We start from the raw sequence: 16,288 nt of genomic DNA, 5'->3' as shown, positions 1-16,288 counted from the left end.
ATTTATTTCCTAAGATTAAAAAAAATAGAAATATATGGGATATTAAAAACCGATGTAGTAAATATTTTTTGTTTCTTTTGAATATCATTCTATTATTGTTTATTATTAAATAGTAAAGAAAAACCACTATTATAAGTACCATATGTACTGTAAGTTGAAACGGCATTATACATCACCTTTTCCCCTCGATATAATTCCTTAGCACTATTCCACGCTCCTATAGTATTCCCTCTAAGTATAGGAGCATTCCCTACGCTCCCAGTAACCCATGCAGAAGTAAAATCTATCATAGTGGCATATTTACTACCTCGTTGACCTGCTATTAAACCAGGAACTGTTGAGTAACTATGAAGAATCTCACTTGGTCTATCATTAAAAGAATCAGCCATTTGAGCCATTCCAATTGAAGCTTGTCCAATTGTCAAACTTAATGCAAGTCCGGATGCACCTCCAGTTTCTGGAATTGCAGCTACAGCACCAATTGTACCAACAACTCCAAATGTAGTATTTAGCGCTCCATTCACAAATTTTGATTGTGATTCCATTAACTCTGATTGAAAAATTTCACCTCTATCTAAAGTATGATGACATATTACACAAGGAATTATATTGTTTTTTAAACCTTTTGAATTTTTATCAATTTTAGTCACATTTATGTAATTATCATCAACAGTTAGGTTTTGAGTAATACCATTCGGTTTATCTTTAGAATCATCATAACCAAAATCTGTTTTAAAGGATATGTTAAAAAACACACCCGAATTTTTAGAAGCAGCTCCCCAATCACCAGTTTGTTTAAACTCATTGTAAGCTGCTGCAAAATGCCCAACACCTGCCGAGATTAATCCAGCACCTATAGCAACACCTGTTCCAGAAGAAAATATCGTTAATGCTACACCCCCAATTATTTCAATTCCGGCAAATATGTCATTAAAAGTTAACTTGAACTTTTCTCCATTATAATCAGTATATTTTAAAGGATTATTTAAAACATACCCATACCTATTATAGTTTTGCGTATTAAACGGATCCTGTACAAAATTATCAGGCTGTAAAAAACGGTGCAATTTCGGATCATATATACGACCGTTCATATTTATAAGTCCTACACTTTGCAAATGTTCGTGACCTGTGTAACCACGATCTAAAACTGTAAGCCCCATAAGAACATTTCCTGCTCCGTCTTTCACACTTACTATAGCTCCCCAGGCATCAAACAGTCGTTTTTCGAGTACCGTCCCGTTAGCATCAGTAATAGACAAAATACTACCTTGATAATCTCTTTGTAAATATAAATAATTCTGAGTTGTACCATTGCTATTTACTACAATTGGTGCACTGTAACCATCACCACCTATGTAAGTTACAAATTCAAACGCACCAGTCAGCATATTTTGCTTTATTTCCATAGTTCCATCGGCAGAATAATATTTGCGTAATGGCCTTTGTAGCTTATCATCTTGCAAACCGCCATAAAACATAGCAGTACGGCTATTTGCATCATTATAGTTAAAACTTATTTTATCAATTCCAGGTTCTTCAATCTGTACAGGACTTTTAAAAGTATTATAACTAATAATTTGTGTTGGCTTTGCTGTATAATAGGTTAATGCCTCTGGTGTAACTGTAATCGAGTTATTTTGATACGGCTTATCCTTTAAAGTATATCCATAGGTTCCTAAATCGTTTTGCGTTATTCTTCCCTGATCATCATACAATTGTTTTTCCTGTACTCCTTTAACATTTGTAAATTCTGTTAAACGGTCTTGTGAATCGTATTTAAAGCTCTCGTTTCTGCTAAATAAACTGTTTGTTCTACTGGTTAAGTTACCTTGCTTGGCGTCAAAAACTGTATTCAATGTTAGAATATTTAGTGAGCCTGCTGTTTTATCATATTTAAACTGGGATGCTAATCCATAAGTATCATATTCATTGGTAATTGTAATAGGTCCATTTTGAGCTGTACGTAGCTGTCCTCTGGCATTTACAGTATTAACCTGCCATAAAACAGCACTATTAGTATTATCCAATATTTGCCAGTGTGCCCCATTTTTATATACATTCTTAATAGTTTTACTGCTTGATTTTCCTCCTGCAGCCGCGGTTGAAGTTTCCAGTTCTATCCTTCCAAATGCATCATAACTTATCTGTTTTGTGAAAACTGCAAACGGAGTTGTTTCAACAGACTTGCTAACTCTTTTATAACTATCATAAATATATTCATTTATAATGGTATTGGTTCCGTTACTAAAATCCTCAAACTTTGAATTTAAAAGCAACTTAGACGATGAATCGTATGTATATGTTGTTTTAGAATTTGTATTTATTCCTGAGATTGTTTTTTGTTTTATTTTTCCAACATCATCAAGAATGTAAATAGTTGTTCCGTTTGGAGTTGTTTCTTTTACTTTTTCACCAAATGCATTATATTCATAAGTATAGGTTCCGGCAGAAGCATCTACTAGCTTTGTTTTTCTTCCCCAGCCATCTTGTGATATTGTGGTTTTAACTCCATTATATTCTGATTCTTTCAAATTACCATTGGCAAAATAAATGTACTTAACTGTTCCTCCAGGAGTGTCTGTCATAGATATCACATTACCGATTGCATTTTTTGTTGACATCTTTGTTTTTACTCCGTCATTTACTGTGGTTGTCAGCCCCGAATAAGTGATATCTGTAGTTTTTCCTGTAAAAGCTATACTCCGCTTATTTCTTCCATAAACATCAAATAGTACTTCATTCCATTGTTTTGGTGATGATTCAAAATAAGGTTCGCTTACTTTATAATTTCTATCGTAAATGTCATATAAATAATCAACAAATGAGAATGATCCGCTAATATCCTTTACTCCAGACTTTATTTTTCGGCCTAAATCATCAAACGTTTCTTGTGTAGAACTTCCATCATCGGCTGTTGATGTTACAACAGTTTCATTTCCAATACGTTTATAAACAAAATTGTTTGTATTACCTAAATAATCTTTTACCTTAGTTTTTTTAAACCATGAATCATATTCATACGACTTAGTCAGGCCGTATGGATTTTTTTCTGATTGTAATGTCCCATCAGCATTGTAAAGAAATATTGTCGACAAACCTTCTACATCTATACTTAGCGTTAGATATCGGCCGGATGTATCATATCCATAACTAGTCACTCTTGGTGTCAAACCAGTTGCTGAGATAGTTTTTTTAACAACATTCCCAAAACTATCATACTCATTATCCTCCGTAATATAATCTGTATTTGTTCCTTTCTTTTTGACTTGACTCAATAAGTTATTTTTGTACTCATATATTTCTTCGGTTGACATGACATCTCCCGTAACGGTCACAATTTGATTTTTATTCATTGGTCTGCCCACGATGTATGGCGATGCCGTTGGAGAGTTTTGATACGCCATGTTCGAAACTGTAGTTTGAATTGTTGTACCCCCTTCTTTTAATAATGTTGTTGCCTTAAGCGGATTATTATAAGTATCGTATTCTGTAACTGTCTCCGAACTTGTATTTTCTAATCCATTATATTGTTTAGCTGTACTATTTTTAACTTTAAAAACTTTATTTGACAACAGTTCTGCATCATAAAATAATCTTGATTTTGTAATATAGTTTGTCGGCGTGTTTGATGACTTATTTGCTTCTTCATTTATTTTTGCCGTAAATGTGCTGCCAGATTTGATCCACACTCCCGGCTTCAAGGTTATACTTTGTATTGCAACTAAGTTGTCTGTTGTGGTTACGGTATAATCCTTTTCTTTAATTATTGTATTAGATGTAATAGTCCCTGAAACAGTAAGAGGTTCATGTCTTCCAAGTGTTGTATAATTTTCAATATTGACACCTCTCAAACTGATATCATTTTTAGAGATCGTTGAAATTATTTGAGAGTCGTTTTCATACCAGTTTGTTTTAGATGTAGATCGAAAACCTAAAAAGCCAAGGCCTTCTAAATTAGAAACTGCACCTAGATAAGAGTACTGTTGTTTTTTATAAACATTGCCATTTCTCTGTTTTTCCAACATTGAAACAATCTTAAAGCCTGGTGCAATTACAATGTCAGTATTGGGAAAAGTCTCTATTAGAGCTGTTGGACTATAAATAGGTTCATATGGATCTTGTTTTAAAGGTTTATAAGTTATGGTTTCTTTTATTCCATTTCCATTTGTAATTCGTTTTAAGAGTACATCTTCACGATTATCTTTTGGACTTTTAAAAGATTTGATCATATTATCATAAATCACACTGTACTCTAAATTTTGATTCACTTGATTGTGATTAGTAAATACAGGTATAGAGTTTCTGCCTATTCCTGCAAACTCTTCTGGAGCACCAATTGCAGAGAATTTAACTTCTTTATCTGTAACGATTTGATTTTCATATAAAATCAATTTTGTTACTATTGGAGATCCTGTTTTTCCAAAAAAACCATCTTGCGCTGCTGTTAAATTTTGTTGATATAAAATGTCTGTTTTACCATCTCCGTTATAATCATTAGCTATATAAGTACTTTCCTTTAAGCTATATGGAAATCTAGTGACACCGTCTTCCCCCTTTACCTCGAAATAGGTTTGCTTTCCATATTCATATAAAATTCCTATACTAGAATTTATTTTATTAAATCCTGTACCTGTAGCAATATAAAAATTCCAACTATCTTTATTCAGTTCATTAGGTATTACAAAATCAATTTTACCATCACCATTATAATCTCCTATTAAAATGGGTTTGTCAAGAGCGATTCCAGGATCTGCTGATGCATTTTTATATAATAATGTTAATTTATTGTCTTTATTTAAAGTATATATTTTTATAAAACCAGATTCTAAAACATAAATATCAGATTTCCCATCACCATTAAAATCAGCTATATAGATTTTTGTATCATTACCAACACTCATAGTAATATTTCCAATATTATCTGGTTGATCAGAAGTAAGGCGTCTATCTAAATTAAAAAGATGAACAGTTCCACCCTGATAAAGTGGCCTTTGATATTCTGTTGTATGATTTCCAAAATTACAGACTGTCATATCATAATAGAAACTTTTTTCAACTGCGATGACATCCGTAAGACCGTCTCCATTAAAATCTCCACTATAATAATCGACAGGAATGTTTTCTAAAACCACTCCTTTATAGTCTTTAGGATCGCAATAGGACCAATTTGATGCTTTAGTTACTGTCTTACTAAAATTGTACGTCTTTTCATAATGCTTCGTAGTCGCTGAAGTTGAACCAGAACCATGCAGTGAAATGACACAATTTTGATCTGTTTTTTTTACAACAGCCCATCCTTGTGGTAATAACTTATTATCTGAACTTAAAAAAGCAGCAGGAAAAATATTTTCAAAAGTTCCTACATTATCTTGTTGGCCTGGATTAAGTCTTCCTGATGTAATGTTTGAAAACAAAGTATATTTATTTTTTAAGCCTATCGTTTTTGAATATAAAATAATATCTGTTTTGCCATCATTATCAAAATCACCAGTAATATAATCAGTGTTCAAATTATTTATCCCTGACCATCCTAGTGTTGCTTCTACATTTGCTTTTAGTGGAGTAGGACTATTAGTATCATCATAGCTAAAACTAGTAGGATTATAACTTTTAGTATTATCGCCGCTTTTTTCTGTAATAGATTTTAAACGTTGATAATTCAAAGAAGTTGTTTCTTGATCTAAAACATAATTTCTAAAACCTAATCCATTTCCAATAACATTAATTTCTTTGAGAATTGTATTTCTTATAATGCTTAGACCACCTACGTATGACTGTTCAGCACGTTTCCTATCATCATATTTAAATATAATTTCATTTATAGGTGTTGCAGTTGTAATACTACCATATTTTATAGATATTATCTTTAATATATTATTAAAACTATTATCTCCACCAGAATAATTATAGCTTATTCTTACTCCTTGAGGATTTTCCCAATAAGTAATTGCCCAATCTGTTACAGATCGAGAACCTATTGAATTACCATAATAAGCTTTTGAACCATCTGGATATTCTACTAAAAAATAAGCGGGACCATAATTTGCTCCAGAAGGATGAACACCAAAAGAGGTGATTTTAATATTAGAAAAACTTTCCGTTTCATAGATAGTTTTATCAGCGCCGTAGACTCCATTAGTTCCATTTTTGACTATTAACCGCTGACCATCTAATGCAAATCGATCTAAGGCATTAAAATCAACTGCATCAATAACATCGTCATGAAATTTAGTTGCAGGAATTCTTGAAATTGTTGAAAGTCCGGCTATATTCCATCCGTAGCCTGCCATTCCATTTCCTGACTGACTATTATATGACAAACTAATTTGAGGCACGACTCCATTAATTCCTGGAGGAACCGCAATTGGAATCGTATAAGTTGCAGCACCTGATAGAGAAACAGATAATTGTCCTTCTGTAACACCCACTTCTGTAGATTGTCCAAATCCAAATAGACCAAATACTAAAAATAAAACAGTAATATAAAACTTCCTCATAGCCAATTATTGTTTAATGATTTTAATAGATTTTTCTCCTCCGTCTTTATAAGAAAGCAGCACCAGATACATACCAGTCGGATATTGTTGAAAAGGTATATTGAGGGTATTTATAGTATCGCTGGTCTGAAAGGATCGTAAAACCTGTCCTGTTATAGAATAGACATGAACAGAAGTCACAAAATTGTCGTTTGCTAACTGCCACTGCAGATAAAGCTCTTCTTTTACTGGATTTGGATAATAGGAAATAACATCTTCGGAGAAGAATTTCTCTAAATCATTTTCAACAATTGCTTCAATTTCTTTAACTTCTTTTACAGATTTTGATAAACAATTAATACATAATGTTCTATTTGTTTGATTTCCTGCACCATCATAACTAAAAGTCAGTTTAGTTTGTGCATTTGAGAAATAAAAGAAGTGAAACAAAATAAAAAGTAGAGAAAGGCGCATAAATTCAAAATTTAAAATATTTCCTACAAATATATATTTATATTTTAAATCTTACAAAATTTATGTTAAAGTAAAATTCTAAAAACAAAAAAAGCGAGACCTAAATCTCGCTTTTTAACATACTCATTACACTTCTTACTAATTCGAAGTTGATTCAATTTTTACCAGTCGGTTTTGCAAATCTGTAATCTGTTTATTTTGCTCAATAACGTACAATGTTAATTCTTCTATTTTTTGAAGTAGTTTGGCATTCATTTCTCCTAAATTGATCCCTTCCTTTAATACTTCTTCTTCATTTGGGATATTTTCTAAATGACCTTTTTCTTTAATATACTTTTCTACTTCCTGAATTGTTGGCAATTGATATTCTTTTTTGAAAACGAAATCTGACCAATTATCCATATCAACTTTAACTTCCCTAGAATGTATTGTCCCGTTCACATCCAATTTATTTGTTGGATTTGTTTTACCTATCCCCACATTTCCATTTATAACTTGATTACCAACAAATGTATTATTCCCTTTTGTCGCAAGTTCAATCCAAGGATTCCAAATATTTGCATCTCCATTTCTAGTCCTAAATGAAATATGATTTCCTCCATTTGGTCCATAGTCAGAACTTATTTGTGTATCATAACTATTATTATAAAAACCACCATAACTGATTAGTGAACCATTCCAAGGTGTTCCTGCCGTCGCATATGAAAACGTATAACCTCCTTTAAAACTATCAGCACTTCCACTAATCGAAATAGTAGATGTTGGAGTTAAATTTTGTGCATTTGAACACAGAAAAAACAAACTAAACCCTATAAGCAATACTTTTTTCATCTTTAAAATTCTTTTCTAATTAATTTATATTATAATTCACAAACATACAATTAACAATCAAAAACTTTCAAATTATACAAAAAAGCGAGACCTAAATCTCGCTTTTTAACATTTTTTATATTTTGAAATATCTATTCTACAGTAACAGATTTTGCTAAGTTACGTGGCTGATCGACATTACATCCTCTCATTACTGCAATATAGTATGAGAGTAATTGTAATGGAATTGTAGTAATTAGCGGAGATAATGCATCCGAAGTTTCAGGAATTTCGATTACATAATCAGCTAATTCACGAACCTGAATATCTCCTTTAGTAACAACAGCAATGATTTTACCGCTTCTTGATTTAATCTCCTGAATATTACTTACAATTTTATCATAATGACCTTGTTTTGGCGCAATTACAATAACCGGCATTTGCTCATCAATTAACGCAATTGGTCCGTGTTTCATTTCGGCTGCAGGATAACCTTCTGCGTGAATATAAGAGATCTCTTTAAGTTTTAAAGCTCCTTCAAGTGCTACAGGGAAATTATACCCTCTACCCAAATAAAGACAGTTTGGAGCATCTTTAAATTTAGCAGCAATTTCTTTTGCTCTGTCGTTTGTTTCTAAAGCTTCTGCAACTTTCTCAGGAACTAATTCTAATTCTTGTAAGTAAGCATGGAAATCAGGATTTGACAACGTTCCTTTTGCTTTTCCTAATCTTAACGCAATCATGGTAAGAACCGTGATTTGAGTTGTAAATGCTTTTGTCGAAGCAACTCCAATTTCTGGTCCTGCGTGCGTGTAAGCACCTGCATGGCTTTCTCTTGAAATAGATGAACCTACAACGTTACAAACTCCAAATACAAAAGCTCCGTTTTCTTTTGCTAATTTAATAGCCGCCATAGTATCGGCAGTTTCTCCAGATTGAGAAATAGCAATTACCACATCATCTTTATTGATGATTGGGTTTCTGTATCTAAACTCAGAAGCATATTCTACCTCAACTGGAATACGTGTAAATTCTTCAAAGATATATTCAGCTACTAAACCTGCATGCCATGAAGTACCGCAAGCTACAATCAGAATTCTCTTTGCATTTAAGAATTTTTCTAAGTTATCCTCAACACCAGCCATTTGAACGATTCCTTCATTGGCATGAAGTCTTCCTCTGTAAGTATCTTTAATTACACTTGGCTGTTCGTAGATTTCTTTTAGCATGAAATGGTCATAACCTCCTTTTTCAATCTGCTCCAAATTCATTTGAAGTTCCTGAATATAAGGATCTACTAAAGAGTCATCTTTAATTTTTCTGATTTTTAGAGGCTTGTGCAGTCTGATATTAGCCATTTCGCCATCTTCTAAATATACTGCATTCGAAGTATATTCGATAAAAGGAGATGCATCAGAAGCAATGAAGTATTCTCCTTCACCAACTCCAATCGCTAATGGACTACCTAATCTTGCAGCGACAATTTCATTTGGGTTTTTCTTGTCAAAAACCGCAATCGCGTAAGCTCCTACAACTTGGTTTAAAGCGATTTGAACTGCTTTTCCAAGTTTTATTTTTTCATTTTTCTGAACCTCTTCAATCAAGTTTACTAAAACTTCAGTATCAGTATCAGATTTAAAAGTATATCCTCTTTTTATTAATTCTTCCTTAAGAGGAGCATAATTCTCAATGATTCCGTTATGGATGATTACTAAATCTCCAGAATTAGAAACATGAGGATGGGAGTTCACGTCATTTGGAACACCGTGAGTCGCCCAGCGTGTGTGCCCAATTCCAATATTTCCATTAATTGTAAAACCTTCTTGTGACTTAGCTTCAAGGTCCGAAACTTTACCTTTTGTTTTACAAACTTTAATACCTGATTCGTCATCATACAACATAACGCCGGCACTATCGTATCCTCTGTACTCAAGCCGCTTTAAGCCCTTGATAACTATAGGATAGGCCTCTCGATGGCCGATATATCCAACAATTCCACACATATATTACTTATTTATTTGGTTTCGTGTAGTAAACCTCAAGTCTCAGTCTTTTATCATAATCTGAATCACCAGCAGGTATATTATTACCAAATAATATTGTTCCTAACGGATTCATAACTGAAGCTCTCGGTGCTTCTGAAAAATACTCATTTGGATTTGCCATTTGAATTCTATTTTTCAATTTATTGGATGTTATAATACTAATATCATCCGTTACAACTAAGCCTAATTTCACATTAGTCGCTGTAGCCGTTTTTATAAGATTACGTATATGATTCGTTATTCTAATCTTATAAGTAGTTCCTCGTTTGGTTGTTGCATCAACATTAATTATACCTCCAAAAATAACCTTTGACATTCTTCGATCAGATGTAATACTCGAACTTGCATCTGCAGAATAATCTAGAAGAACGGTACTATTTGTAAAATCGTATAAATAAACTCTTTTTGGCTCCTGCGCTTGTTCGTCACCCGTTTTTTTAGCCATTTTGACTGCATCAATATGAAAAACCAGGTTAGCTTCATTTACCAGCCATTTATTGGTTCTGATTTCTTCTAACTTAGAAGCAAAATCTTTAAGCTCAATTATTGCCAGAGATCCCTGACCTCCTTTTAAATAAAGATTTCTATCACCATTAGTTACATTATGAGAAGCAACTGCGTTTTGATAATCTGCATCTTTAACATCCTGAAGGAGATTGACATTACTTCCCGTTAAATTAATAACTATAGATCTGTCTTCTGTAACAGTTGGTTCATCTGTTGTAATATCAGTTTTCGCTTTATAATTGATAGTAATTTTTCCTTTAGAAAAATCCATTAATGCCATATTACTTAAAGGACTAGCTTCTGATCTTTCAACTTTAAAATACAATCCTTTAAAATAGTCCTGAAATACATCTGCAGCAGAAAGTTTTTCTTTTGGCGCTTTTAAAATTTTATCTTGGAAAAAAGCTTTATTTAAATTTAAACGCATCTCCGGAGCTACTAAAGTTTTTACTTCTTTACCATCTTTATCTTTAGTAATATCCGTAATTTCTTTGGCATCAAAATAGAATTCACTGTTTTCAAGTACATTTCCATCATTTAAAGGTTTACCAGTTGCAGCATATGGTTTTTTAGCATCCTCAAATTCAGTTTGGTTTGTATAATACAATTGAGCAAATTGACTTCCGTTATCATAATAACTGCTTCGCATTTGATAGCCGGATTCGTAGACACTTAATTTAAGCTTACCATTAGGAGAACCGTAAATTGAATCTAATTCATACACATGCGTTCCATCAGTGTTTGTAGTTTTAACATGACTAAAATAAGGTATACTTAACACAACGCTCTGTATAACTGGATCTTCGCCAACAGAAGGAGCATAAGCAGAAAGTCCTACTTGTGTATTATAATTCGCTGTTGTTGTTCCAAAAACCGGATTATCATAAATTCCTAAAGCATTTGTTACTAAAGAATTCGATTGAATAGGCGTTACTTCTTGATTATAAGCTATAACATCATACTTTTCAGATTCCAGACCAAAATGATCATCTCCAATCAAATCATCACCAATCGCATTAAAGTCTTTATCGCAAGAATATAAAAAAACAACGGCTGCAGCTAATAGAATTTTCTTAATAAAAGAAGTATTGTACATGTTTAATAATAAAGTTAAAATTTAAAGACCCATAGTTTTATAGAAATTTGTATACGCTTCAGCGAATGCATCTTTCGTGGCGAAAGGTAAAAAAGGTTTTCCTGAAGATTCTATAAATTTTGTTAAACTTGGCGAAACATTCTCTGATGCAATAATAACAGCATCAGAATGCATTATACTGGCTTTAAGGATATTTTCGTAATTTGGAATTTCAAGATCGGCAACAGATTCGTGCGGAACACCATCAAATTTAACTTTATTGATCATTTCCAAATCTAAATTTTCATCAAAAGACTGACCATAAACCGAGGTAACGATTTTGGTATCGTTAAATAATGCTTCGTTTTTATAATAGTGTTTCATATAAATTGGAAGCATTGCCGCAAGCCATCCATGAACATGAATAATATCCGGAACCCAATTTAATTTTTTTACAGTTTCAACAACTCCTTTTGCGAAAAATATAGCACGCTCATCATTATCAGGATACAAAACTCCTTCTTCATCGGCAAAAGTTGCTTTACGTTTAAAATATTCATCATTATCAATAAAATAAACCTGAATTCTTTCTTTAGGAATTGAAGCCACCTTGATAATCAACGGCATATCTAAATCATTCACTACCAAATTCATCCCTGAAAGTCTGATCACTTCATGTAATTGATGTCTTCTTTCGTTGATATTTCCATATCTTGGCATGAAAATTCTTATCTGTCCGCCTTGATCATTAATCATTTTTGGAACGTCATAAGACATTAAAGAAACTTCATTTTCAGCCAAATAAGGCACGACTTCAGATGATACGTATAATATCCTCTTATCTTTCATAATAGTATTTTACTTAATTTTTGGTAATAAAAACGTCGCAAAATTACAAAATTTTATGCAGTTTATAACTAATATATTATGTTTGCACTAAATTTTAATAATACCGCCATGCATATTTTCTACGGTAAAGTAGCTCTGATAGCTTATTTAAAAACTATCAAAACCGCAAATTCAACCATTGGATTTGTCCCAACCATGGGAGCTTTACACCAAGGACACCTGGCTTTAATGCAGCGATCACTTAAAGAAAACGACGACACTGTAGTAAGCATTTTTGTGAATCCAACGCAGTTTAATAATCCCGAAGATCTTGAAAAATATCCTCGAACTCTTGAAGAAGATGTAAAAAAAATGCGAGGATTAAGTGACAAAATAATTTTATACGCGCCTTCTGTAGATGATATTTATGAAGGCAACACGATTTCGCAATCATTTGACTTTGACGGTTTAGAAAATCAAATGGAAGGAAAATTCCGTCCAGGGCATTTTAACGGAGTTGGAACTATCGTAAAACGATTGTTTGAAATCGTTACTCCAACCAATGCTTATTTTGGCGAAAAAGATTTTCAGCAGCTTCAAATTGTTAAAAAACTGGTAGAAAAAAATAATTTACCCGTAAATATTGTTGGCTGTCCAATTTTTAGAGAAGATAATCTTTTGGCAATGAGTTCCCGCAATGAAAGACTAACTCCGGAAGAAAGGAAAGAAGCTTCAATTATTTACAAAACCTTAACCGAAGCCAAGGAAATCTTCCAAAATAGCACACCTGCAGAAACAATTCAGTTTGTAGAGAATGCTTTTAAAGATAACGAAAAATTTGACCTCGAATATTTCGTAATTGCTGACGAATCTACATTATTACCTATCGATCATAAAATAAACGATAAAAAATACCGTGCGTTTATAGCGGTATTTGTTAATTCTATAAGACTGATTGACACCATTTCATTAAATTAAATTACCTTTGCTGCATGCAAATTCAAGTTATAAAATCAAAAATTCATCGAGTAAAAGTTACCGGAGCCGATTTAAATTATATTGGCAGCATTACTATTGATGAAACTTTACTGGAAGCCTCAAACATTATTGAAGGCGAAAAAGTATCTATTGTTAACATTAATAATGGTGAACGTTTTGAAACTTACGCTATTAAAGGAGAAAAAAATTCAGGTGAAATCACTTTGAATGGTCCTGCAGCCAGAAAAGTTCAAAAAGACGATATTATTATTATCATTTCGTATGCAACCCTGGATTTTGAAGAAGCTAAAACCTTCAAACCGTGGATTATTTTCCCAAATGAAAACGATAACTCGTTAACATAAAACATATTTCTTTCTTATTTACATTTGTAATTTTGTCAAAAATATTTTTGTACAAACAGATTTTCTTTTCCCTAAATTGAAAATGTATACAACGTAAGAAATCATTGCTTTTTTTATTCCCCCAAAATCACAAAAAGCAAATAAAATAGTATATTGCTACACTATTTTGAATACTTTTTAATTCACTGAAATGCCACAAATCATGAAAAAAGTTTACCTACTCATTACATTAATTTCCGTTTCTGTATTTTCTCAGAAAAAATTTGACAATATTCAATCTGAAAAACTGGGAGAAGAAAGAAGAATAACAATTGGACTTCCTGCTTCTTACGATGCTAAATCAGATAAAAAATATCCGGTTTTATATCTATTAGACGGCGATTATTTATTTGATCCTTTTTACGGAGCTGTAAGTTATGGCAATTATTGGGATGATATTCCCGAGATGATTATCATTGGTATTCATCAAAATAAAGATGAAGAACGTTATGACGATACAACAATCGATCAAAATGCAGGTTTACCTTTTGAGAAAGGAGCAAAATTTTTCGAATTTATTGGTTCAGAGTTAATTCCGTATATAGAGAAAAAATACCGTACATCGCCTTTTAGAATTATTGCCGGCCATGATGTAACAGCTAGTTTTGCTAACTTTTATTTGTATAAAGAACAACCTCTTTTTAATGCTTATATTTGTTTAAGCCCGGAACTTGCTCCAAAAATGGAAGTTCGTATTGCAGAAAAGTTTGCCAAAATACAAAAACCAATCTTCTATTACCTTTCTGCCGGAGAAGGCGATATTAAGAAGATTAAAGAACCAATAGAAAAATTGGCCAGTAATATTAAAATCGCAAATAATCCGTTAGTCAATTATAAATACGAAGTATTTAAAGGGGCAACACATTATACTGAAGTTCTGCACTCAATTCCGAGTGCATTATATCAGATTTTTGAAATATACAGGCCTATTAATTCAGCAGAATACAACGACAAAATTGCAGTACTTCAAACAGGTTATGCCGATTATTTAGAAAAAAAATATAATGACATGTCTGAGGTTTTAGGTGTTCAGATTCCGGTTAGAATGAGTGATTTTAAAGTAATCGAAAATATTATTTTAAAAAGAAATGCCTACGACGAATTAGGAAAAATGGCAGAAATTGGAAATGTAAATTATCCAAAGGCCATGTTAGGAGAATATGAATTAGGCTTGATGTATGAAAAATTGGGCGATCCGAAACATGCTTCAAAAAAATACCAAAACGCTTCGCAAATGGAGCCAATTGGTGATTTGAACAAAGATTTGATGTATGAGAAAATTGACGAAATGAATACGCTTGCTAAAAAAAGTAAATAGTAAAAATGTCAAAAATTAAAACTTCCTTTTTTTGCCAAAACTGCGGAACCCAGTATTCTAAATGGCAGGGACAGTGCAACGCATGCAAAGAATGGAATACAATTGCTGAAGAAATTATTCAGAAGCAGGAAAAAGTAGCCTGGAAAAGCGAACCAACCTCCACGAGTAAAGCGCCAAGACCTTTAAAAATAACCGAAATTGATTCGGCTCAGGAAATCCGAATGGATACTACCGATAGTGAATTGAATCGTGTTTTGGGAGGTGGAATTGTTCCGGGATCTTTAACGCTTTTGGGCGGTGAACCGGGAATCGGGAAAAGTACACTTTTGCTTCAAATCTCATTAAAATTACCTTATAAAACTTTATACGTTTCTGGTGAAGAAAGTCAGAAACAAATAAAAATGCGTGCCGAAAGAATAACGCCAAATAGCGATAACTGCTATATTCTAACGGAAACCAAGACACAAAATATCTTCAAACAAATTGAAGCAATTGTGCCTGAAATTGTAATTATCGATTCGATTCAGACTTTACATACTGATTATATAGAATCGACTGCCGGAAGTATTTCTCAAATTAGAGAAACCACTGCCGAATTGATCAAATTTGCTAAAGAAACCAATATTCCGGTTATTTTAATTGGTCATATTACCAAAGATGGAAATATCGCCGGGCCAAAAATTCTGGAACATATGGTTGACACTGTTCTTCAGTTTGAAGGCGACAGAAACCATATTTATAGAATTTTACGTTCGCTGAAAAACCGTTTTGGTTCAACTTCTGAACTCGGAATTTATGAAATGCTCGGAAGCGGTTTGCGAGAAGTCAGCAATCCATCTGAAATTCTGATTTCGCATAAAGATGAAGAATTATCCGGAACTGCAATTGCGACGACACTTGAAGGTATGCGTCCGCTTATGATCGAAATTCAGTCGCTTGTAAGTACCGCTGTTTACGGAACTCCACAAAGAAGCACAACAGGATATAACGCCAAGCGTTTAAACATGATTTTGGCTGTTTTAGAAAAAAGAGCCGGATTCCGTTTAGGCGCAAAAGACGTTTTCCTAAACGTTACCGGAGGAATTTCTGTTGACGATCCCGCAATTGACCTTGCCGTTGTTGCTGCGATTTTATCATCAAACGAAGATATTCCGGTTGGAAAAGGTTTTTGTTTTGCCGGCGAAGTTGGACTTTCGGGAGAAATTCGTCCCGTAAATCGTGTAGACCAGCGCATTCAGGAAGCCGAAAAATTAGGTTTCGATACTATTTTTGTTTCTAAATACAATAAAATTGCTTTGAAAAATACAGGAATCAAAATTGAACTTGTAGCAAAAATTGAGGATGTTGCAAGCATTCTTTTTGGTTGATTC

General features: G+C 32.9%; 10 protein-coding genes. 4 read left to right on the top strand and 6 right to left on the bottom strand.

What is annotated here, in order from left to right:
• Positions 1-92: 92 nt before the first annotated feature.
• The 6 genes from BUC29_RS08960 to BUC29_RS08935 all read right to left on the bottom strand — a co-directional run bounded on the left by BUC29_RS08960 (position 93) and on the right by BUC29_RS08935 (position 12,239).
• Complete coding sequence (locus BUC29_RS08960; protein ID WP_073415435.1) at positions 93-6,500, bottom strand: RHS repeat-associated core domain-containing protein; 6,408 nt, start codon at positions 6,498-6,500, stop codon at positions 93-95.
• Between the two features lie 6 nt (positions 6,501-6,506).
• A complete protein-coding gene (locus tag BUC29_RS08955; protein ID WP_073415432.1) occupies positions 6,507-6,953 on the bottom strand; it encodes a T9SS type A sorting domain-containing protein in 447 nt (148 codons plus the stop codon).
• 138 nt (positions 6,954-7,091) lie between these two features.
• The gene (locus BUC29_RS21700; RefSeq protein ID WP_244160800.1) at positions 7,092-7,754 is read right to left on the bottom strand and encodes a hypothetical protein; all 663 of its coding nucleotides are present in this window, start codon (positions 7,752-7,754) and stop codon (positions 7,092-7,094) included.
• Positions 7,755-7,915: 161 nt separating this feature from the next.
• Positions 7,916-9,766 (bottom strand): glutamine--fructose-6-phosphate transaminase (isomerizing), encoded by a 1,851-nt coding sequence (glmS, locus tag BUC29_RS08945; protein WP_073415428.1) that lies wholly within the window; start codon positions 9,764-9,766, stop codon positions 7,916-7,918.
• 7 nt (positions 9,767-9,773) lie between these two features.
• Positions 9,774-11,411, bottom strand: a complete 1,638-nt coding sequence (locus BUC29_RS08940; protein WP_073415425.1) for a BamH family beta-barrel-assembly machinery protein — start codon at positions 11,409-11,411, stop codon at positions 9,774-9,776.
• A 21-nt stretch (positions 11,412-11,432) separates the two neighbouring features.
• The gene (locus tag BUC29_RS08935) at positions 11,433-12,239 is read right to left on the bottom strand and encodes a glycogen/starch synthase (RefSeq protein WP_073415423.1); all 807 of its coding nucleotides are present in this window, start codon (positions 12,237-12,239) and stop codon (positions 11,433-11,435) included.
• 78 nt (positions 12,240-12,317) lie between these two features.
• Between BUC29_RS08935 and panC the strand changes: the two genes are divergently transcribed.
• The 4 genes from panC to radA all read left to right on the top strand — a co-directional run bounded on the left by panC (position 12,318) and on the right by radA (position 16,285).
• Entirely contained in the window at positions 12,318-13,196 is an 879-nt protein-coding gene (gene panC / locus BUC29_RS08930) for a pantoate--beta-alanine ligase (protein ID WP_073415421.1), read from the top strand.
• A gap of 14 nt (positions 13,197-13,210) precedes the next feature.
• Positions 13,211-13,561, top strand: coding sequence for an aspartate 1-decarboxylase (gene panD, locus BUC29_RS08925; protein ID WP_008465481.1), 351 nt, complete (start codon positions 13,211-13,213; stop codon positions 13,559-13,561).
• 202 nt (positions 13,562-13,763) lie between these two features.
• Complete coding sequence (locus tag BUC29_RS08920) at positions 13,764-14,918, top strand: alpha/beta hydrolase (RefSeq protein ID WP_073415419.1); 1,155 nt, start codon at positions 13,764-13,766, stop codon at positions 14,916-14,918.
• Between the two features lie 5 nt (positions 14,919-14,923).
• Positions 14,924-16,285, top strand: a complete 1,362-nt coding sequence (radA, locus tag BUC29_RS08915) for a DNA repair protein RadA (RefSeq protein ID WP_073415417.1) — start codon at positions 14,924-14,926, stop codon at positions 16,283-16,285.
• Positions 16,286-16,288 lie beyond the last annotated feature (3 nt).

This window comes from Flavobacterium defluvii, assembly GCF_900129555.1.
GTDB lineage: Bacteria > Bacteroidota > Bacteroidia > Flavobacteriales > Flavobacteriaceae > Flavobacterium > Flavobacterium defluvii.
Note: the sequence above shows the minus strand (reverse complement) of the source record. Positions and strands in the feature narration are given on the sequence as shown.